This is a genomic window from Streptomyces sp. NPDC002176 (genome assembly GCF_044903645.1).
Classification (GTDB): domain Bacteria; phylum Actinomycetota; class Actinomycetes; order Streptomycetales; family Streptomycetaceae; genus Streptomyces.
This window is the reverse complement of record NZ_JBJDQW010000004.1, coordinates 691182-709659: the sequence shown is the minus strand read 5'-3', so window position 1 is coordinate 709659 and position 18478 is coordinate 691182. Positions and strand designations below refer to the sequence as shown.

The 18478-nt window shown below is 73.7% G+C and carries 19 protein-coding genes; 6 read left to right on the top strand and 13 right to left on the bottom strand.

The features are described 5' to 3' along the window. The 6 genes from ACI2LY_RS22405 to ACI2LY_RS22380 form a co-directional block, all read right to left on the bottom strand. Window positions 1-1239, bottom strand: coding sequence for a cytochrome P450 (locus ACI2LY_RS22405; RefSeq protein WP_404708695.1), 1239 nt, complete (start codon window positions 1237-1239; stop codon window positions 1-3). Window positions 1240-1284: 45 nt separating this feature from the next. Beyond that, window positions 1285-2676, bottom strand: coding sequence for an NAD(P)/FAD-dependent oxidoreductase (locus tag ACI2LY_RS22400; protein WP_404708694.1), 1392 nt, complete (start codon window positions 2674-2676; stop codon window positions 1285-1287). After that, window positions 2666-2926 (bottom strand): ferredoxin, encoded by a 261-nt coding sequence (locus tag ACI2LY_RS22395; RefSeq protein ID WP_164192385.1) that lies wholly within the window; start codon window positions 2924-2926, stop codon window positions 2666-2668. Before ACI2LY_RS22395 ends, ACI2LY_RS22400 begins: the two co-directional genes overlap by 11 nt. A gap of 108 nt (window positions 2927-3034) precedes the next feature. Continuing rightward, window positions 3035-3706: a hypothetical protein gene (locus tag ACI2LY_RS22390; protein ID WP_404708693.1), complete on the bottom strand. Its 672-nt coding sequence runs from the start codon at window positions 3704-3706 to the stop codon at window positions 3035-3037. A gap of 90 nt (window positions 3707-3796) precedes the next feature. Next, window positions 3797-5485, bottom strand: a complete 1689-nt coding sequence (locus tag ACI2LY_RS22385) for a DUF885 domain-containing protein (RefSeq protein ID WP_404708692.1) — start codon at window positions 5483-5485, stop codon at window positions 3797-3799. 53 nt (window positions 5486-5538) lie between these two features. Then, window positions 5539-6024: an Lrp/AsnC family transcriptional regulator gene (locus tag ACI2LY_RS22380; protein ID WP_404708691.1), complete on the bottom strand. Its 486-nt coding sequence runs from the start codon at window positions 6022-6024 to the stop codon at window positions 5539-5541. Window positions 6025-6083: 59 nt separating this feature from the next. On the opposite strand from ACI2LY_RS22380, the gene ACI2LY_RS22375 reads away from it, so the two are divergent. Then, complete coding sequence (locus ACI2LY_RS22375) at window positions 6084-7274, top strand: trans-sulfuration enzyme family protein (protein ID WP_404708690.1); 1191 nt, start codon at window positions 6084-6086, stop codon at window positions 7272-7274. A 75-nt stretch (window positions 7275-7349) separates the two neighbouring features. Here ACI2LY_RS22375 and ACI2LY_RS22370 read toward each other — a convergent pair whose 3' ends face one another. The 3 genes from ACI2LY_RS22370 to ACI2LY_RS22360 all read right to left on the bottom strand — a co-directional run bounded on the left by ACI2LY_RS22370 (window position 7350) and on the right by ACI2LY_RS22360 (window position 10708). Further along, entirely contained in the window at window positions 7350-8699 is a 1350-nt protein-coding gene (locus tag ACI2LY_RS22370; RefSeq protein WP_404708782.1) for a GNAT family N-acetyltransferase, read from the bottom strand. Window positions 8700-8984: 285 nt separating this feature from the next. Continuing rightward, window positions 8985-9830: an alpha/beta fold hydrolase gene (locus ACI2LY_RS22365; RefSeq protein WP_404708689.1), complete on the bottom strand. Its 846-nt coding sequence runs from the start codon at window positions 9828-9830 to the stop codon at window positions 8985-8987. Between the two features lie 104 nt (window positions 9831-9934). Further along, on the bottom strand, window positions 9935-10708 hold the full coding sequence (locus ACI2LY_RS22360) for an alpha/beta fold hydrolase (RefSeq protein WP_404708688.1): 774 nt from the start codon (window positions 10706-10708) through the stop codon (window positions 9935-9937). Between the two features lie 149 nt (window positions 10709-10857). Between ACI2LY_RS22360 and ACI2LY_RS22355 the strand changes: the two genes are divergently transcribed. Both ACI2LY_RS22355 and ACI2LY_RS22350 read left to right on the top strand, forming a co-directional pair. Then, the gene (locus tag ACI2LY_RS22355; RefSeq protein WP_404708687.1) at window positions 10858-11769 is read left to right on the top strand and encodes an RNA polymerase sigma-70 factor; all 912 of its coding nucleotides are present in this window, start codon (window positions 10858-10860) and stop codon (window positions 11767-11769) included. 155 nt (window positions 11770-11924) lie between these two features. Then, window positions 11925-12683 carry a GntR family transcriptional regulator gene (locus tag ACI2LY_RS22350; RefSeq protein ID WP_388999379.1) on the top strand — a complete coding sequence of 253 codons (759 nt, stop codon included), beginning with the start codon at window positions 11925-11927 and terminating at the stop codon, window positions 12681-12683. 73 nt (window positions 12684-12756) lie between these two features. Here the strand turns inward: ACI2LY_RS22350 and ACI2LY_RS22345 are convergent, their stop codons facing one another. The 3 genes from ACI2LY_RS22345 to ACI2LY_RS22335 form a co-directional block, all read right to left on the bottom strand. Beyond that, window positions 12757-13908, bottom strand: coding sequence for an ROK family protein (locus ACI2LY_RS22345; RefSeq protein ID WP_404708686.1), 1152 nt, complete (start codon window positions 13906-13908; stop codon window positions 12757-12759). Between the two features lie 77 nt (window positions 13909-13985). Further along, entirely contained in the window at window positions 13986-14639 is a 654-nt protein-coding gene (locus tag ACI2LY_RS22340) for a response regulator (protein WP_404708685.1), read from the bottom strand. A 14-nt stretch (window positions 14640-14653) separates the two neighbouring features. Continuing rightward, window positions 14654-15799 carry a sensor histidine kinase gene (locus ACI2LY_RS22335; RefSeq protein ID WP_404708684.1) on the bottom strand — a complete coding sequence of 382 codons (1146 nt, stop codon included), beginning with the start codon at window positions 15797-15799 and terminating at the stop codon, window positions 14654-14656. 108 nt (window positions 15800-15907) lie between these two features. On the opposite strand from ACI2LY_RS22335, the gene ACI2LY_RS22330 reads away from it, so the two are divergent. Genes ACI2LY_RS22330 through ACI2LY_RS22320 form a run of 3 tightly spaced genes read left to right on the top strand, consistent with a single transcriptional unit; the run spans window position 15908 to window position 17960 of the window. After that, complete coding sequence (locus tag ACI2LY_RS22330) at window positions 15908-16828, top strand: ATP-binding cassette domain-containing protein (RefSeq protein ID WP_404708683.1); 921 nt, start codon at window positions 15908-15910, stop codon at window positions 16826-16828. Between the two features lie 2 nt (window positions 16829-16830). After that, complete coding sequence (locus tag ACI2LY_RS22325) at window positions 16831-17532, top strand: ABC transporter permease (protein WP_404708682.1); 702 nt, start codon at window positions 16831-16833, stop codon at window positions 17530-17532. Between the two features lie 41 nt (window positions 17533-17573). Then, window positions 17574-17960: a hypothetical protein gene (locus ACI2LY_RS22320; protein ID WP_404708681.1), complete on the top strand. Its 387-nt coding sequence runs from the start codon at window positions 17574-17576 to the stop codon at window positions 17958-17960. On the opposite strand, the gene mug is transcribed toward ACI2LY_RS22320, so the two are convergent. Beyond that, the gene (gene mug, locus ACI2LY_RS22315; RefSeq protein ID WP_388999358.1) at window positions 17957-18445 is read right to left on the bottom strand and encodes a G/U mismatch-specific DNA glycosylase; all 489 of its coding nucleotides are present in this window, start codon (window positions 18443-18445) and stop codon (window positions 17957-17959) included. The two genes, ACI2LY_RS22320 and mug, sit on opposite strands and share 4 nt — an antisense overlap. Window positions 18446-18478 lie beyond the last annotated feature (33 nt).

Sequence of the window (18478 nt, the reverse complement as noted above, 5' to 3'; positions counted from 1 at the left end):
TCAGGGCCGCAACCCGTCGATGGCGAGCGGCAGATGGCGCGGCCCGCGCAGCACCGCGTTCGGCCGGTACGGCGGCGGGTCCGCCACCAGCCGCGGGTTCTCCAGCCGCCGCGCCAGCTCGGCCAGCGCGATCTGCGTCTCCAGCCGGGCCAGCGGCGCGCCGAAGCAGCTGTGGATGCCGCTGCCGAAGCCGAGATGCTGGAGGTCGTCCCGGTCGGGGTCGAAGCGGTCGGGGTTCTTGAAGCGCTCCGGGTCCCGGTTGCCCGCCGCCAGCATCAGCCAGATCCGCGAGCCCTTGGGGATGGTCACCCCGCGCACCTCGATGTCGGTGATGCAGGTGCGCTGCGGCACGAGCTGCACCGGAGGCTCGTAACGCAGCAGCTCCTCCACGATGTTCACCGCCAAGTCCGGTTCCTCCCGCAGCCGCTGGAGGTACTCGGGGTGCCGCAGCAGGGTGAGCACCCCGTTGGTGATCAGGTTGACGGTGGTCTCGTGACCGGCGATCAGCAGCAGGACGGCCGTGCTGAGCACCTCCATCATGGTCATCGCGCCGTCCGGCCCCTTCCCGGCGGCCAGGTCGGACAGCATGTCGTCGCGCGGGTCCTTGGCGCGCTCCTCCACCAGCCCGGCCAGATACATGCCGAGCTGGGTCCGCGCCTCCTGCGCCGTCTTCACGAACTCCGGGTCCGCGCCCTGCCGGGTCTCCGGGTCGAGGCTCGCCACCAGCGGGTCCACCCAGGACCGGAACCGGGGCTCGTCCTCGCGCGGCACCCCGAGCAGCCTGCAGATCACCGTCACCGGGAACGGGTAGGCGAACTGGTCCACGAGGTCGATCTCGGTCTCGCCCGCGAGCCCGTCGATCAGCTCGGTCACGATGCCGTGCAGTTCGTCCCGCATGTCGTCGATCCGGCGCGGCTCGTGCGGCGGCCCGAACGCGCTGTTGGCGATCCGCCGCAGCCGGTCGTGCTCCGGCGGGTCCAGCCGGATGAACGACGGCGGCAGCCCGGTGTTCTCCGCCTGGTTCAGCTCGTCCGCGCCCGCCGCCGCCAGATTCGCCGCGTCCGAGCTGATCCGGGGGTCGTGCAGCAGGCTCTCGATGTCCCAGTACGAGGAGATGACGTACGGGCCGTCCTGCTCCTCGTGCAGCACCGGGGTGCGGCGCAGCTCGGTGTAGAGCGGGTAGGGGTCGGCGCGGTTGGCGAAGTCGGTGATCCGGGCCACCAGCGAGGGTTCGGTCATGACAGGTCCTTGGGGCATCGGGGAGGCGGCGGGGCCGGACGGCGGTCAGTGGTGGGCGGGGGTGAAGACCAGCCGACGGTCGGCCGGTGAGTAACCGCTGAGGGTCACGGTCGGGCCGTGGGTCGGCAGGGCCGGGTCGGGGAAGTCCGCCGGTACCGCCTTGCGTCCCTCGGGGCGCCGGTCCATCGTCGGGTACTCCACCGGGAACGGCGCGCCCTGCTCGATCTGCCGCTGGCAGTACTCCAGCCAGCGCGCGTTGTCGAAGGTCACGGCGGCCACGATCCGGCCCTTGTACCCGTACACGCCGACGAACCGACGCTCGGCCGTGGACCCCTGGATGATCATCAGCTCTTCGCCCATGGGCGGCACGCCCACCGACTTGATGTTCACCCCGAACTGAGAGGACCAGAAGGCGGGCATCCACATGTGCGGGCGCCGGTCGGAGGCGGGGCAGATCATGTTGTGGGCGGCCGTCTCCGCCTGCGCGACCGCGTTGCCCCAGTGCTCCAGCGACAGGAACTGGTAGCCGAACAGCGCGTGCGGGGAGCGGGCCACGTCCCCGGCGACGAACACGTCGTCGGTGACGATCCCCCGGAAGTCGAACGCCCGGCAGCCCGCGTCGCTGGCGATGCCGCGCGGTCCGGCGCCCAGCCCCGACCCGGTCAGCCACTCGGTGTTACGCAGCGATCCCAGCGAGACCACCACGACGTCCGCCTCGACCACGCTCTCGTCCGACAGGTGCACCGACCGCACCCGGCCCATCGGGTCGCCCTCCAGCGCGGTCACGGTGACATGGGTGCGCAGGTCGACGCCGTTCTCCAGCTGGAGGTCGGCGGCGACCGCCCCGACCACCCCGCCGAGCGCGCCCACCAGCGGGGCGCCCGCACGCTCCGCGACGGTGACCTCCAGGCCCATCTCCCGGCAGGCGGAGGCCACTTCCGACCCGGCGAACCCGGCGCCGATCACCACGACCCGCTTCGCCCCGGCCCGCAGCCGCTCGGTGAGGGCAACCGCGTCGTCCCGGGTGCGCAGCACGAACACGCCGTCCAGCTCGGCCTCCTCCGCCACCGGCCAGGGCCGGGCGCGCACCCCGGTGGCGATCAGCAGCCGGTCGTACTCCACCTCCTCGCCGTCGGCCAGCAGCACCCGCTTGCCCGTCAGGTCCAGCCCGGCCGCCGGGACACCGAGCCGCCACTCGGCGTCCAGGTGCCTGCGCCGGGGCAGCTCGGTGTGCTCCGGCGACGCCTTGCCCAGCAGCACCGACTTGGACAGCGGCGGCCGGTCGTACGGCTCGTACGGTTCGTCGCCGATCAGGGTGAGGGAGCCGGTGAAGCCCTCCTCGCGGAGCGTCTCGGCGGCCCGGAGTCCGGCCAGCGAGGCGCCGACGATCACGATCCGGCCCTCGCGGCGGAGCCAGTCCAGGTAGTCAGCGGCCATCGCGCGGCTCCCAGGGGGCACCGGTGAGGACCTGCACGGGCTCGACGGGCGCGCCCTCGTGCAATCCCTCCACCGTGATCGCCTGCACCGGGCAGGCGGCGGCCGCGCGGGCGACCGCGTCCCGGTGCTCCTCGGCGGCGAGCGGGTTGTACAGCAGCGCCTCCTCGCCGTGCATGGTGAACACGTCGGGGGCGAGGAACGCGCACTGGGCGTATCCCTGGCACTTGTTGAGATCGACGACGATCCGCATCGACGCTGCGCCCTTTCCGGTGGCCTGCTCCGGTCGTCCCCCGACCGCAAGCATCGGGGTGTGGGTGCGGGGGCCGCGCGCCGGGACGCGCCGATCGGGTGAGCGGGGTCAGGTCAGGGTCACCCGCCGCCGACGCCCGCTGACCAGCAGGATGTGCACGCTCAGCAGCAGCGACCAGGCGGGGAAGACCAGCTCCGCCCAGGGCACGGTGGAGGAGACGAAGAGCAGCAGCAGCGCGGTCACGGCGCCGACCACGGTCAGCCAGCGCGGCAGCACGCCCATCCGCTTGCCGATCACCGACATCGAGGACACGAAGACCGCCGCCATCCGCATCGCGTAGTCCGTCATCAGCGTGTACGCGAAATGGCGGCCGAAGTCCCAGGTGGCGAGCGACGGGGTGCTGCCCGCGGGGTGCGCCACGGCCAGCACCGCCGTTGCCGAGGCGGCCGCGCCGAACAGCATCGCGGTGAAGACCAGCCCGCTGCCCAGCAGCACCGTCGCCAGGAACCGGTCCTCCACGTCCCCCACATGCGCGCGCACCGCGCCGAGGAACCACAGGAAGAAGATGCCCGCGAACGGGATCAGCGCCAGCGCCGTGCGCACCGCGTCCCGCCGCGCGGAGTCGGTGAACCCCTCGGCGCCGACCGCGTCGACGCCCTCCGGGATGCCGAGCCGCATCAGCACGATCGTCGCCGCCAGCAGCAGCGCGAACACCACCCCGGCCAGCCCGGCCGCCCGAGGCGTCTCGAGCGCCCGCTGACCCGGCCTGTTGCGCTGCATGAGCGGCCCACCTCCATCGAGCGACGGCCCCCGCACCAGCAAGCAGCCGGTACGGGGGCCACGCCACCCGGAGAGAGCCGTACGGCCGAGTCAGAGCCGGGACAGCTCGTCCAGCAGGTCGTCCAGGCCCAGCGAACCCTGGGACAGCGCCGCCATGTGCCACGCCTTGAGGTCGAAGGCGTCGCCCTGCCGCTCCCGCGCCCGCTCCCGGCCCAGCAGCCAGGCCCGCTCGCCCAGCTTGTAGCCGATCGCCTGGCCCGGCATCGTCAGATAGCGGGTCAGCTCGCTCACCACGAAGTCCGCCGGACGGCTGCTGTGCGCCCGGAAGAACTCCTCCGCCAGCTCCGGCGTCCACCGCTCACCGGGGTGGAACGGCGAGTCCGCCGGGATCTCCAGCTCCAGGTGCATACCGATGTCGATGATCACCCGGACCGCGCGCATCATCTGCGCGTCCAGATAGCCGAGCCGCTCCTCCGCGTCCGTGAGATAGCCCAGCTCGTCCATCAGCCGCTCGGCGTACAGCGCCCAGCCCTCGGCGTTGGCGCTGACCATGCCCACCGTGGCCTGGTAGCGGGACAGGTTCTCCGCGACATGCGCCCACTGCGCGATCTGCAGGTGATGGCCGGGCACGCCCTCGTGGTACCAGGTGGAGACCAGGTCGTACACCGGGAACCGGGTCTCGCCCATCGTCGGCAGCCAGGTCCGGCCCGGCCGGGAGAAGTCCTCCGAGGGACCCGTGTAGTACGGCGCAGCGGCCCCGCCCGGCGGGGCGATACGGGACTCCACCCGCCGTACCCGCTCGGCGAGTTCGAAGTGGGTGCCGTCCAGGTCCGCGATGGCCCGGTCCATCAGGCCCTGGAGCCACTCCCGGACCTCGTCCACGCCGTCGATGTGCCGCCCGTGCTCGTCCAGGTGCGCCAGCGCCACCCAGGGCGTCTCCGCGCCCGGCAGCACCTTCTGCGCCTCCTTCTCCATCTCGCCGAGCAGCCGGTGGAACTCCGCCCAGCCGTAGGCGTACGCCTCGTCCAGGTCCAGGTCGGTGCCGTTGAAGTAGCGGGCGCCGCGCGCGTACCGCTCGCGGCCCACCGTGTTCGGGGCGTCCGCGACGGCCGGGGCGTACACGTCCCGCATCCAGTCGCGCAGGGAGGCCACCGAGGCCGTTGCCGCGCGGGCCGCCTCGTCCAGTTCCGCGCGCAGCGCCTCGGGACCGGCCGCGGCGAAGTCCTCGAACCAGCCGCGTCCCTCGCCGGTGTCCGCCCACTCGGTGAGCTGCTCGACGAAGGTGGCCGTCGGCCGGGGCGCCGCGTGCAGGCCGCGCTCCAGACCGAGGGCGAGGGAGGCGCGGTAGCCCTCGTAGGCGGCCGGGACCGCGCGCAGCCGCTCGGCGATCGCCGCCCAGTCCTCCTCCGTCTCCTGCGGGGTCACCGAGAAGATGTCCCGCACGGAGTGGCCGGGCGTGTGCATGTTGCCGACCGCGCGCAGCTGTTCGTCCGCGTCGTGCACGGCCAGCTCGGCGGTCAGCCGCTCGCGCAGCAGCCGCCCGCAGCGGCGCTCGGCGTCACTGTCCGCGCCGGGCAGCCGTTCGGCCTCGTCCAGCCGGGCGAGCGTCGTACGTGCCAGGTCGGCCAGCGCGTCCTGGCCCGCGGGGGAGTAGTCGGGCAACCGGCTGGAACTCTCCCGTACGCCGAGGTAGGTGCCGGTGACCGGGTCGAGTGCGATGAGGTCGTCCACATAGGCGTCGGCGACCTGACGGGGCAGCAAGCTCTTGGTGTCGGACATGGCGCCCATCCTGGTACCGGAGCCGCGTCCGCGTCACCCGTGCACCGGTGTTTTCAGCTCTCGGCATGACCGGGCGGCAGCAGCGGCCCGCACTCCCACTGCTGGAAGATCAACCGGGTCTCGACCCGCGCCACTTCACGCCGCGAGGTGAACTCGTCCAGCACCAGCCGCTGGAGGTCGGCCATGTCGGCGACCGCCACATGCACCAGATAGTCGTCCGGGCCGGTCAGATGGAACACCGTCCGCGCCTCCGGCAACGCCCGCACCCGCTCCACGAACGGCCCCACCAACTCCCGCCGGTGCGGCCTGACCTGCACCGACAGCAGGGCCTGCAGACCCCGGCCCAGCTTCGCCGGGTCCAGCCGCAGCTGATGGCCGAGGATCACGCCCGACCGGCGCAGCCGGGCCACCCGGTCCAGACAGGTCGACGGCGCCACCCCCACCCGCGCGGCGAGATCGCGGTACGTGGTCCGGGCGTCGTTCTGCAGCAGCCGGAGCAGCCGCAGATCCACCGGGTCCAGTACGACGGAGGCGTCCATCGGCCGAACGTAACACGGGTGTTCGCCCCCTGAACCCGTCCGGTGTTCACCCTTCGGTCATGGAATCAGCGAGCAACGGCGCCGCCGACACCGTACGCAGGGCACTGGCCACCGAGGCCGTGCACGCCGGACGGGAGGACCTGACCGCACAGGGCCTGCACACCCCGCCCATCGACCTGTCCACCACCTACCCCTCCCACGACAGCCGGGAGGAGGCCGCCCGCATCGACGCCTTCGCGGCCGAGGGCATCCTCCCCGCGGGACAGCCCGTCTACGCCCGGCTCGGCAACCCGACCGTGGCCCGCTTCGAGACCGGACTCGCCCGCCTCGAAGGCACCGAGTCCGCCGTCGCGTTCGCCAGCGGCATGGCCGCACTCAGCGCGGTGCTGCTCGCCCGCTCGGCGGCCGGGCTGCGCCATGTCGTCGCCGTCCGGCCGCTGTACGGCTGCAGCGATCACCTGCTGACCGCCGGGCTGCTCGGCACCGAGGTCACCTGGACCGACCCGGCCGGGATCACGGACGCGCTGCGCCCCGACACCGGGCTGGTCATGGTCGAGTCCCCGGCCAACCCGACCCTCACCGAGGTCGACATCCGGGCGGTCGCCCACTCCTGCGGGACCGTGCCGCTGCTCGTCGACAACACCTTCGCCACGCCCGTGCTGCAGCGCCCCGCCGAGCACGGCGCGCGGCTGGTGCTGCACAGCGCCACCAAGTACCTCGGCGGGCACGGTGACGTGATGGCGGGCGTGGTGGCCTGCGACGAGGAGTTCGCCGGGCAGCTGCGGCAGGTGCGGTTCGCCACCGGCGGGGTGCTGCATCCGCTCGCCGGGTATCTGCTGCTGCGCGGGCTGACCACGCTGCCGGTCCGGGTCCGCGCGGCCTCCGCGACCGCCGCCGAGCTGGCCCGCAGGCTCGCCACCGACCCGCGGGTGGCCCGCGTCCACTACCCGAAGCTGGGCGGCGCGATGGTCGCGTTCGAGACGCACGGCGACCCGCACGAGGTGATCGCCCGGGTCCGGCTGATCACCCCGGCGGTCAGCCTGGGCAGCGTCGACACCCTCATCCAGCACCCGGCGTCCATCAGCCACCGCATCGTGGACTCCGCCGACCGGCAGGACGCCGGGGTGGGCGACCGGTTGCTGCGGCTCTCGGTCGGCCTGGAGGACACCGAGGACCTGTGGGCGGACCTGTCCGGCGCGCTGGGGGAGCAGGTCCCGGCGCCGGTACCGCTGTACGAGGCCGTCAACTGAGCCTTTAGTGACGGGAGTTCCCATGACGACGGCCCGGCGGCTGGTCACCGCCGGGCCGTCCGCCGTACCGGGAGATCAGAGTCGGAGCTGCTCGTCGTCGCTCCGCGAAGGGGCGCCCGAGCGGGCCGGGGACAGGCGGGCGGTGATCACGAGGGTGCCCTCCTCGACCTGGTAGTCCAGGGGCAGCCCGAGGCCGCGCATAGCCGCGACCATCCCGGTGTTGGCGGACCGGGTCACCGCGTACACGCTCGCGCAGCCCGCGTCCACCGCCATCCGCACCAGCCGTTCCAGCAGTTCGGTGCCGACACCGCGCCGCTGCCAGTCGTCCTCGACCAGCAGGGCGACCTCGGTCTCCTCGCCGTCCCACAGCAGATGGCCGAGGCCCACCAGGCGGCCCGAGGCGGTCTGCGCCGCCAGGGTGCGGCCGAAGCGCGGGCTGAGCAGGTGGTTCAGATAGCGGTCGGCGTCGCGCACCGGCCCGTGGTAGCGCAGGTCGAGGGTGCGGTCCGAGCAGCGCTCGTGCATCGCCCGGGCCGCGTCCAGGTCTCCGGTGTCGACCCGGCGCACGGTGATGGCGTTGCCCTCGGGCAGCGTCAGTACGTCACGCGAGCGCGGGATGCGCGGGCCGAGGCGGCTGTCCAGCTCCACCAGCGCCCGCGCCCGCGCGAACTCGGTCGGGGTGAACGGCAGATACGGCCGCTCCACGCTCAGCACGCCCCCGCCCGGCGCGCGCAGCCGCAGCACGGTGTCCTCCAGCACCCCTTCGGCGGGCACCGGCTCGCCGCCCGTACCGGCGGGCAGCGAGCGGATCGTGCACCGGCCCAGCAACTGGCGCAGCGCCAGCGGGAGTTCGGCGGCGTCCAGCGCGGTGCGGGTGGCGAGGCTCAGGACGCGGGTGGGGGCGTCGACCAGGTCATGGGCGTCGGCCCGCTCGATCCAGGTGCTGTTGCCGCCCGACTCCGCGATCACCCGGGTCAGTTCGGCGGCGGTCAGGGCGTCCGGCGCCCGCAGCAGGAACTCGTCCACCGTGCCGTCGGCCAGCGGGTGCGTCTGGAGGCTCAGGATGTCGACCCGGTGCGTGGCCAGCGCCGTGCACAGCGCGGCCAGTGAACCGGGTTCGTCCCGCACGGTCGTCCGCATCCGCCACAGGACGCCGGGCCCGGCCTGCGCGGACGGCCCGGCCGAGTGCGCGGGTGCGCTCGGCCGGGCGCCGGTATCGCCTGCCTCGCCGGTAGGAGGTGCGTGCACATGGCGCCGAGCCCACCAGGTGTGGAACCCGGCCGTCGCCGCCAGCGCGAGCGCCGAGATCAGCAGCAGGGCGGGACCGTCGGGGCCGTGTCCGATCAGGTTCGCCACCGCGTCGGCCACCGCGACGGCCGTGAACAGCGCCGCGAGTTCGACGAGGTCGCGCCGCCAGTGGTGCACGGGCCGTCCGTGCCGGGTCCGGGTCGATGGCCGGTTCTGCCGGTTCGGCAGGTTCGACCGGTTCGTTCGAGAGATGTCCGCAGTCATGCGGCCACTGTGCAGGAATGGTGTTGCGTGATCACGAACGCTCTGTGACCGATGGGTAAAGCGTGGTTGTGCCCGAATTCGTCGCGCTTTCTACCGCCAGCGGACGACCCGTCAAAGCCACTGCTCAGCACAGCAGTTGGCGTGCCGCGCTCCGGGGGATGACGCCGGCGCGCGACACGCCTTCGAGGGTACGGGACGTCAGACCCCGGCCGCCCGGCTGCTGCCGTCGAGGATGACGCGGGCGACCAGCGCCGGGTCGTCGCTCATCGGGACGTGCCCGCAGCCGGGCAGCCGCACCAGCCGGGCGTGCGGAATGATCCGCTTGGCCCGCACCCCCTGGCGGCGCAGCAGAATACGGTCATGGGCGCCCCAGGCCACGGTGACCGGAACGCCCGCCAGCGCGTCGGTGAACCGCACGGTGTTACCGGTGCGCAGTGTCGCCTCGAACGCGGTGGCCCCGGCCAGCGCCAGCGTCTCGGCGACCACCGCCTCCGGAGCCCGGCGCGCGGGGCGCCGGTAGATGGTGCTGGTCAGCGCGGTACGGCCGACCGCGCTGCGGGACAGCCGCTCCACCACGGGCAGCGGCAGCCGCTGGGCGAGCCCGCGCATGGTGAGCAGCATCCCGAAGGCGTACCGCCGCTCGGCCTCGGTCCAGAACCCGGCCGGGGCCAGCGCGGTGACGGACCGTGCGGTCCTCTCCCGGCCCAGTTCCAGCGCGAGCAGCCCGCCCAGCGAGTTCCCGGCCACGTGCGGGCGGTCCAGGTCCAGCGCCTCGAACAGCGCGCCCAGCACGGAGTTGATGGTCGGCAGATCGTGGGTGAGGCCGTCCGGCAGGTCCGGCGAGGCGCCGAAGCCGGGCAGGTCCACGGCGATCACCTCGCGCTCGGTGGCCAGGATGTCCACCACCGGGTCCCACGCCTGGCGGTGGTGCCCGATGCCGTGCAGCAGCACCAGCGGTTCACCCCGCCCCACCCGCTGGTACGAGACGGTCACATCCTTCGTCCCGGCCGGGGCGGGAACCTTGAAGGAGACGGTGGCGGACATGTGTCGCTCCTCGGTACGGCTGCTGACAGGGGCCGTAGACAGCTTGTCAGCAATTGCTACCGGCGGGTAGCCCTCCGGTGCCGTGTCGCGAAACTCCGGTGCTCTCAGGCCGCGAGCGCCGCCGCGACCAGGCTGGCGAAGGCTTCCGGGGCGTCCATCATGATGTTGTGGCCGCAGTCCGCGACCGCCACCACGGACACCCCGGCCTCCCGCAGCTCGTCCTCACCGGGCAGCGGCCCGTCGGCCTCGGGGTAGAGGAAGGTGCGCGGAACGGGCGAGCGCACCAGCATCTCCCGCATCGTGGGGACGGTGCCGCGGGCGAGCCGCCTGGCGCTGCGGTACAGGGCCGTACGGTCGGTCAGGCGCATGGTGGCCCACCAGAACGGACCGACCCGGTCCCGCAACTTCTCCCATCCGCCGGCCACGAACTCCGCTTCGGAGTAGGACGCGATGCTGCCGCTGGCGACGGCCGCCGGTGCGGGGTCGACCGGATCGAGGTTGGCGTCGATCAGCACCAGGCGGGAGACCAGTTCCGGATGCCGGTCCGCCAGCACGACGGCGACGGACCCGCCCATGCTGTGCCCGATCAGCTCGGCCCCCGTCACCCCGGCCGCGGTCAGCGCGGTGGCCAGTGCGTCGGCGTGCGACTCGAGGCTGTAGTCGAAGTCCTGCGGCCGGTCGCTCAGACCGTGCCCCAGCAGGTCGACCAGCAGCGTGCGGTGCCCGGCGAGCAGCGGATGGGCGGCGGCCTCGGCGAAGTAGGCGGACGCGGTGGCGCCCAGACCGTGCAGGTAGACGCGGGGCGCTTCGCCCCCCGGCAGCTCCACCCAGCGCATGCGGTCACCCTCGGCGCTGACCACGGCGTCGCGGATACTCATGACAGTTCCCCCTCGATCATGGTGTACGAGCGGATGATCTTAACTCTCCCGCAGACCTCGCGCCCCGCCCCCCCCCATGCTCCGGAACGCGCCAGGATGGACCGAATTCGTCTGGACACCGGCGGGCACGCCGGGATGGGATGGGAGGCGTGACGACCGAGACCGCGATCGATGTCTTCGAAGAGAACCGGCCGCTCCTGACGGGCGTCGCCTACCGCATGCTGGGCCGTGTCGCGGACGCCGAGGACGTGGTGCAGGACGCCTGGCTGCGCTGGTCCCGCGCCGATCGCACCGAGGTCCGCGAACCCCGCGCCTACCTGGTCCGCGTCACCACCCGGCTGGCCCTGGACCGGCTCCGCCAGGTCACCTCGCGCGGCGAGGCGTACGTCGGCCCCTGGCTGCCCGAGCCCTACCCCACCGACTTCGGCGACACCGTCCCGGACACCGCCGACCGGGCGCTGCTCGCCGACTCCGTTTCCGTGGCCGTCCTCGTCGTACTGGAGTCGCTGTCCCCGCTGGAGCGGGCGGTGTTCGTGCTGCGGGAGGCGTTCGGCTATCCGTACGCCGAGATCGCGGAGCTGCTGGAACGGGGCGAGCCCGCGGTACGGCAGTTGGCCGCGCGGGCCCGCAGACACGTGGAGGAGCGCCGGCCGCGCTACGACGTGGACCCCGCCCAGCGCCGGAAGCTGACCGAGCGGTTCCTCGCGGCGGCCACGGAGGGTGACCTCGACGGACTGATGTCCCTGCTCGCTCCCGACGCCCGTCTGGTCGGCGACAGCGGCGGCAAGGCGAAGGCGCCGGTGCGGGTGCTGTTCAGCGCCGACAAGGTGGGGCGGTTCCTGGCCGCCGTCGGCACGAAGCCGTTGCCGGACATGACGGTGCGGTTCATCGAGGTCAACGGCGGTGCCGCGGTGCTCGTGCTGTCCGAGGGCAGGCCGGACACCCTGTTCCAGCTCGGTATCACCGACGGCGCGATCAGCGCCGTCTACATCATCCGCAACCCCGACAAGCTGCGCGTACTCGCCGAGGGCGACTCCCCTCGGCGTGCGAACTCCATGTGAACGCTTGGTCACCCGGCCACCGGGCGAGCGGGCAGGGATGGGACAATTGGTCTTGACCAAGCATCAGGGCCGCCCTATGGTCGCAAAGAACTGCAACAACCTTTAATAAACAAGGGCGCCAAAACCGCCGGAGCACGGCACTTGCGGAGGACAGGGTGGGGACCACGCAACTGGAAACGGTGCCGGAACCGAAGTACTTGCACCTCAAGACCGTACTGAGCGAGGCACTGGACTCCGAGTTCTCGGTCGGGGAGATCCTGCCGAACGAGCGCGATCTCGCCGCCCGGTTCGGCGTCGCCCGCGCCACGCTCCGGCAGGCGCTGGAGCAACTCGAGCTGGAGGGACGGCTGCAGCGCCGCCGGGGCGTCGGTACGACCGTCGCGCCGCCGCGGGTCGGCGTCGCCCTCGGCACCGGGCGGCACACCTGGCCCGGTACCGGTGACGACGCCTGGCAGCCCATGGACTGCGAGCGGGCCGTACCGCCCGCCCCGGTCGCGGCGGCCCTGGACACCGGAGACGCGGAGGTGCACCTCGTACGCCGGTCCCGGATGTCGCAGGGGCGGCGGGTCGCCACCGAGCTGCTGTACATCCCGGCCGCCTCGGTGCCCGACCTGAGCGCGATCGACGCGCCCTCCGGTCCGGCCCGCGCGCGTGCGGTGCTGCGTGAACTCCAGCGCCTCGAACTCGACGGCCAGGAACGGGCGGTGGAGCTGGGCTCGGCCGGTGCCGAGGACGCGAGGGAACTGGACCGGCTGCCCGGCTCGCCCGTCCTCGTCGTCACCACCCGGTTCAAGGCGCGCGGCCGCATCGCCGCGCTCGGCGTGGCGACCTACCGCGCCGACACCTGCCGCCTCACCTTCGGCGACACCCCGGACGTCGAGATACACCACGACCCCGAACGGCGCGCCTCCTGACCGCACCGCACATCCCGTCGCGCCCCGGTACTCCACCGGGGCGCGCGGCATCCGGGCGCCCCGCGCGGGGGCTTCACGCCCCCACGGCGCCCTCGACCGCGAACAGCTGCCGCTCCACATGGTCCAGCGCCAGCCGCAGCGCGCCGGTGGCCACCACCGCCTCACCCAGCAGGGACAGGGTCACGGCGGGCGGCCGCAGGCAGTAGCGGGCCAGCTCGCGGCGGAGCGGATCGAGGACGCCGTCCAGTCCGGCCGCCCAGCCGCCGACCACCACCAGCTCCGGATCGAGCGCGAGGACCAGCGCGGCCACGTCGTGCACCAGCCGCTGGATGAACCGCTCCACCGCCGCCAGCGCCGAGCCGTCGCCCTCGCGGGCCAGCGCGAAGACATGCGTGACCGCCTGTTCGTCCAGCGGCGGCAGCGGTTCGTCCGTGGTGGACAGCAGCGCCTCCGGGGTCGCCCCCCGGCCCAGCAGATGCAGCGCGCCGATCTCCCCGGCCGCCCCGCCGTACCCCCGGTGCAGCCGACCCCCGATCAGGGAGCCCGCGCCCGGACTCAGCCCGGCCAGCACGAACACCACGTCGCCGGTGTCCTTCGCGGCGCCCTGCCAGTGCTCGGCCACCGCGGCCACGTTGGCATCGTTCTCCACCAGCACCGGGCACCGGAAGGAGCGGCTGAGCCGCTCGCCCAGCCGCAGGCCGGTCCACTGGGGCAGCGCGGTGCCCAGGCGAACCGTTCCGTCGGCCTCCACGATGCCGGGTGTGCCGACACCCACGGCGCGCAGCGAGTTCCGCGCCACCCCGGTCCGGCGCAGCAGCTCGGCGACCGTCGCGCGCAGCCGCTCCAGCCGCTCGTCGGCCGGTGCCTTCTCGTCGACCTCCCTGGTCTGCGTGCCCAGCACCCGGCCGTCCAGGTCGGAGACGACCGCGACCACCCGATGGGCGCCGATCTCCAGCCCTAGCAGATGCCCCGCCTCGGCCCGGAACCGGAACCGGCGCGCGGGCCGCCCCTGACGGCGCGCGGTGCCCGCCTCGGCCGCCCGCTCCACCACGAGCCCCGCCTCCGCCAGGCCCTCCACGACACCCTCGACGGTGGGCCGGGACAGCCCGGTGGCCCGGGTGATCTCCGTGAGCGTCGCGCAGTCGGTGTCGCGCAGCGCGCGCAGCACCACCGCGGAATTGATCCTTCGCAGCAGCGAGGGATCACCACCGGTCAACTGCCCCACGGTCCGTCCTCCCAGCTCGCGGGCGTGTGTGGGGCGGATCGTACTCGGCCCCGACCACCCCGGCGAGGGCCGGGCGGTCACCGGGGCGCGACGAATCCCGACTCGTAGGCCGCGATCACCGCCTGGGTGCGGTCCCGCGCACCCAACTTCGCCAGTACGGCGCTCACATGGGACTTCACCGTCTCCGCCCCCACCACCAGCCGCGCGGCGATCTCCGCGTTGGTCAGCCCGCGCGCCATCAGCCGCAGCACCTCCGCCTCCCGCTCGGTCAGCCGGGCCCCCGCCAACGGCTCGGCGGGGGCCCGGTCCGGGCCGTACCGGGCCGCCAACTGCCTCACCGACGCCGGGAACAGCAGCGAGTCGCCCGCCGCCACCAGCCGTACCGCGTGCACGATCTCCTCCGGACGGGACCGCTTCAGCAGGAACCCGTCCGCACCCGCGCGCAGCGCCTCGTAGACGTACTCGTCGTCCTCGAAGGTGGTGATCACCAGGATCTTCGGCGGATCGGGCACCGTGCGCAGTACCGCGCGGGTCGCCTCGATGCCGTCCAGCAGCGGCATCCGGACATCCATCGCCACCACGTCCGGGCGCAGGGAGCGCACCAGCGGGATCACGGCCGCCCCGTCGGCCGCCTCGCCGACCACCTCGATGTCGCTCTGCGCCCCGAGGACGGCCCGCAGACCGGCGCGGACCAGGGGTTCGTCGTCGACGAGGAGTACGGTGACCGGCATCCGGCCAGCGTAGATCAGCCCAGGGGAAGCTCGGCACGGACCAGCCAGTCGCCCGCCTCCGGGCCGGTGTGGGCGCTGCCGCCGAGGAGGGCGGCCCGCTCCCGTATTCCGCGCAGCCCGCTGCCGCCGCTGCTTCCGGGCAGTCCCGCCGGGAGGGGATTGCCTATCTCCAGGGCGAGTTCGCGCCCGCCGACGGTCACCCGTACCCGCACCGGGACGGCGCCCGCGTGCCGCAGGACGTTCGTCAGCGCCTCCTGGAGGATGCGGTAGCCCTCGCGGGACACCGGGCCCGGCAGTGACTCCACCGCGCCCGTCACCTCGAAGTCCACCTTCGCGCCCGAGGCCCGCGCCGACTCCAGCAGGCGGCCCGCGTCCGCCAGCGTCGGCCGGGCGCTCACCGGCCGCTCCGCCTCCCGCAGCACCCCGAGCACCCGCTCCAGATCCTCCAGCGCGGCCCGGCCCGTCTCCTCGATGGCGGCCAGCGCCCGCCCGGTGAACTCCGGGTCACCGGCCGCCCGCGCGGCACCCGCCTGCACCACGGCCACGGTCAGCGCGTGCCCGATCGAGTCGTGCAACTCCCGTGCGATCCGGGTCCGTTCGAGCAGCTGCTCGGTCCGCTCCTCCAGCGCGGCCAGCCGCTCGGCCGCCGACGGACCCAGCAGCCACCGCGCACACCGGGTGATCAGCGCGCCGAGACCGAGCACCACGCCGTACAGCGCGAGGAGGGGGAGCGGGGTCAGCAGGGCGTAGGCCCGGTGCGGCGCGAGTCCGTCCAGGGAGGAGGGCGGCGGGCCCCACGCGCACATCGCCAGCTCGAAGGCGAGGATCGGCAAGCGCACCGTGGCGAACATGGCCACCGCGCCGAGCAGCATCCGCAGCTCCAGCCAGAGCAGCGTGCGCCCCCGGTCCCGCCAACTCACCGCAGGCTCTTCGGAGATGCCGGAGTCCGTCTCGCCGGGCGTCAGCAGCAGCCGCGCCTGCACGCCCTCACCTCGCCGTACGGCCGGAATCAGAGCGAGGGGAACGAGGAACAGCGCGGGCGCCCACGGGGTGCGCGGGTCGATGAACATCCAGAACGCCACGCTCAGCATGGGCAGCCACAGATGCAGCAGGCGCGTGTACGTCGTCCCGCGCAGCAGCGGGCGCAGGAAGCGGACCATGCGGCCATCCTGACAGCGGCGCCCCGCCCGTGGCCTCCCCCGCGCGGGGGAGCGGGTCCCCGCCCGCGGGGGAGGCGCTGCGGCCGCCCGCCCGGCGAGGCTCGTGCCATGACCAGCATCGAACTCCGCGACCTCACCAAGGAGTACGGCGGCAGACGCGCCGTCGACCGCCTGACCCTCACCGTCCGCCCCGGCCGGGTCACCGGCTTCCTCGGCCCCAATGGCGCGGGCAAGTCCACCACCATGCGCCTCGTCCTCGGCCTCGACCGCCCCACCTCCGGCACCGCCACCCTCGACGGCCGCCCCTACGCCGGACTCCGCGACCCGCTGCGCCGGGTGGGCGCCCTGCTGGACGCGAACGCCGCGCACGGCTCCCGCACCGCCCACGACCACCTGCTGGCCCTCGCCGTGAGCAACCGCCTCCCCGCGGCCCGCGTCGGCGCGGTGCTGGAGCGGACCGGCCTCGCCTCCGTGGCCCGGCGCCGGGTGCGCACCTTCTCCCTCGGCATGCGCCAGCGGCTCGGCATCGCCGCCGCCCTGCTCGGCGACCCCGAGGTGATCCTGCTCGACGAACCCGCCAACGGCCTCGACCCCGAGGGCATCGTCTGGGTCCGCACCCTGCTGCGTGGGCTCGCCGCGGAAGGCCGTACGGTCCTGGTCTCCAGCCATCTGATGGGCGAGACCGCCGTGTTCGCGGACCACCTCGTCATCCTCGGCCGGGGCCGCCTCCTCGCCGACACCCCGGTACGCGACTTCATCGACGCCCGCGTGCGCCCCCGGGTCCGGGTCCGCACCACCGACGCCGACGCGCTCGGCGCGCTCCTCGCCCGGCACGGGCACGAGGGGGAGCGGGCGGCGGACGGCACCTGGACCGTACGGCACGCGCGCGGGGACGACCTCGGGCGTCTCCTGGCCGAGGCGGGGCTGCCCGTACTCGAACTCGCCGCCCAGGAAGCCAGCCTGGAAGAGGCGTACCTCGATCTGACGGCCGACCAGGCCGAGTTCATCGCACAGCCGCAGGAGGTCTGACCATGCCGTTCGTCCCCGTACTGCACGCCGAGTGGATCAAGATCCGTACGCTGCGGTCGCTGCTCGGCGCCCTGACCGCGGTGCTCCTCGTCACCGTGGCCTTCTCCTCGGTCACCGCCGCCCGGTCGGACCACTCCGACCCGCTGTACGCGGTGTTCTTCGGCGTCAGCCTCGGCCAGGTCGCCGCCGTGTCCTTCGGCGCGCTGGCGGTGTCCGGCGAGTACCGGGGCGGCGCGCTGCGGCTGACGCTCGCGGCGGTGCCGGACCGGACGCGCTGGTTCGCCGCGAAGGCCGTCGCCGTCGCGCTGCCGGTGCTCGCGGTGGGACTGCTCACCGGGCTGGTGACGCTCGCCGTGGGGAGTGTGGCGGTGGGGCTCACCTGGGCGGAGGGGCTGCGCGGGGTGGTTGGCTGCGCGCTGTACCTGACGCTGATGGCGCTCCTCGCCGCCGGACTCGCGGCCGTGCTGCGCAGCGGGGTCGGCACGCTGGGGCTGCTGATCCCGTTCCTGCTGATCGTGTCCTTCGTCGTCGGGGACCTGGACTCCGGCGCCGCCGACCTCCTGCCCGACCGGGCGGGCCAACTCGCCCTGCACAGCACCTCCGAGGGCCCGCTCGGCCCCTGGACCGGGCTCGCCGTGACCGCGCTGTGGGCGGCGGCGGCACTGGGCGCGGGCGCGTGGAGCGTGCGGCGGCGGGACGCCTGACACACCGCCAATTGTCAGTGGCGGCGGCTTTACTGGAACACATGGACGTCGTCGCACGGCATCTGGCCGCCATCGACCGGCTCCGCACGCGGGACCTCCCGGCGGGCGGGGCCGGGCACCACACCGTGGAACTCGACGGAGGTCGGCCGGGACCGGCTGCGGACGACCTCCACGCCCTCCGCGAGGCGATAGCCCAGCGCCTCGGCGCCCGCTGGGGCGAGGCACCGCCCTGGGGCCAGCTCACCCTCCGCCTACGCCTCGCACGCGGCGAAGAGATACCCGAACCCTGGGCCACCCTCTGCCTGCGCACCGACGAACTCGACGTCTGGCAGACGGGCACGGTCTGGCTGGCCGTCGGCGTGGCCGACCGGGACGAGGCCGACGAGACACACCTCCTCGCCACGGTCACCCGTACGGCGCCGCCCTAGTCCCCGGCCGCCTCGCGCAGTCGCGCGAACTCCTCCGCCATGCCCGCCACCGTCCAGTGGGCGTTCAGGCCGCTCGGGTTGGGCAGCACCCACACCCGGGTCTCCCCGAACGTCCGCTCCTGCGGTCCCACTTGGGCCTTGCGGTCGCCGAAGGCCGCCCGGTACGCGGTCACCCCGACCACGGCCAGCCAGCGGGGCGCGCACCGCTCCACCTTGGCGGCCAGCAGCCGACCGCCCTCGACGTACTCCTCGGGCGACAGCTCGTCCGCGCGGGCCGACGCCCTGGCCACCACGTTGGTGATGCCGAGGCCGTAGGAGAGCAGCTCGCGCTCCTCGGCGGGCTTCAGCTGGCGCGGGGTGAAGCCGGAGCGGTGCAGCACCGGCCAGAAGCGGTTGCCGGGGCGGGCGAAGTGGTGGCCGGTGGCCGCCGACATCAGGCCCGGATTGATGCCGCAGAACAGGACATGGAGGCCGTCCGCGAGCACGTCGGGGACGAGACGGTCGCGGGCGGCCTCCAG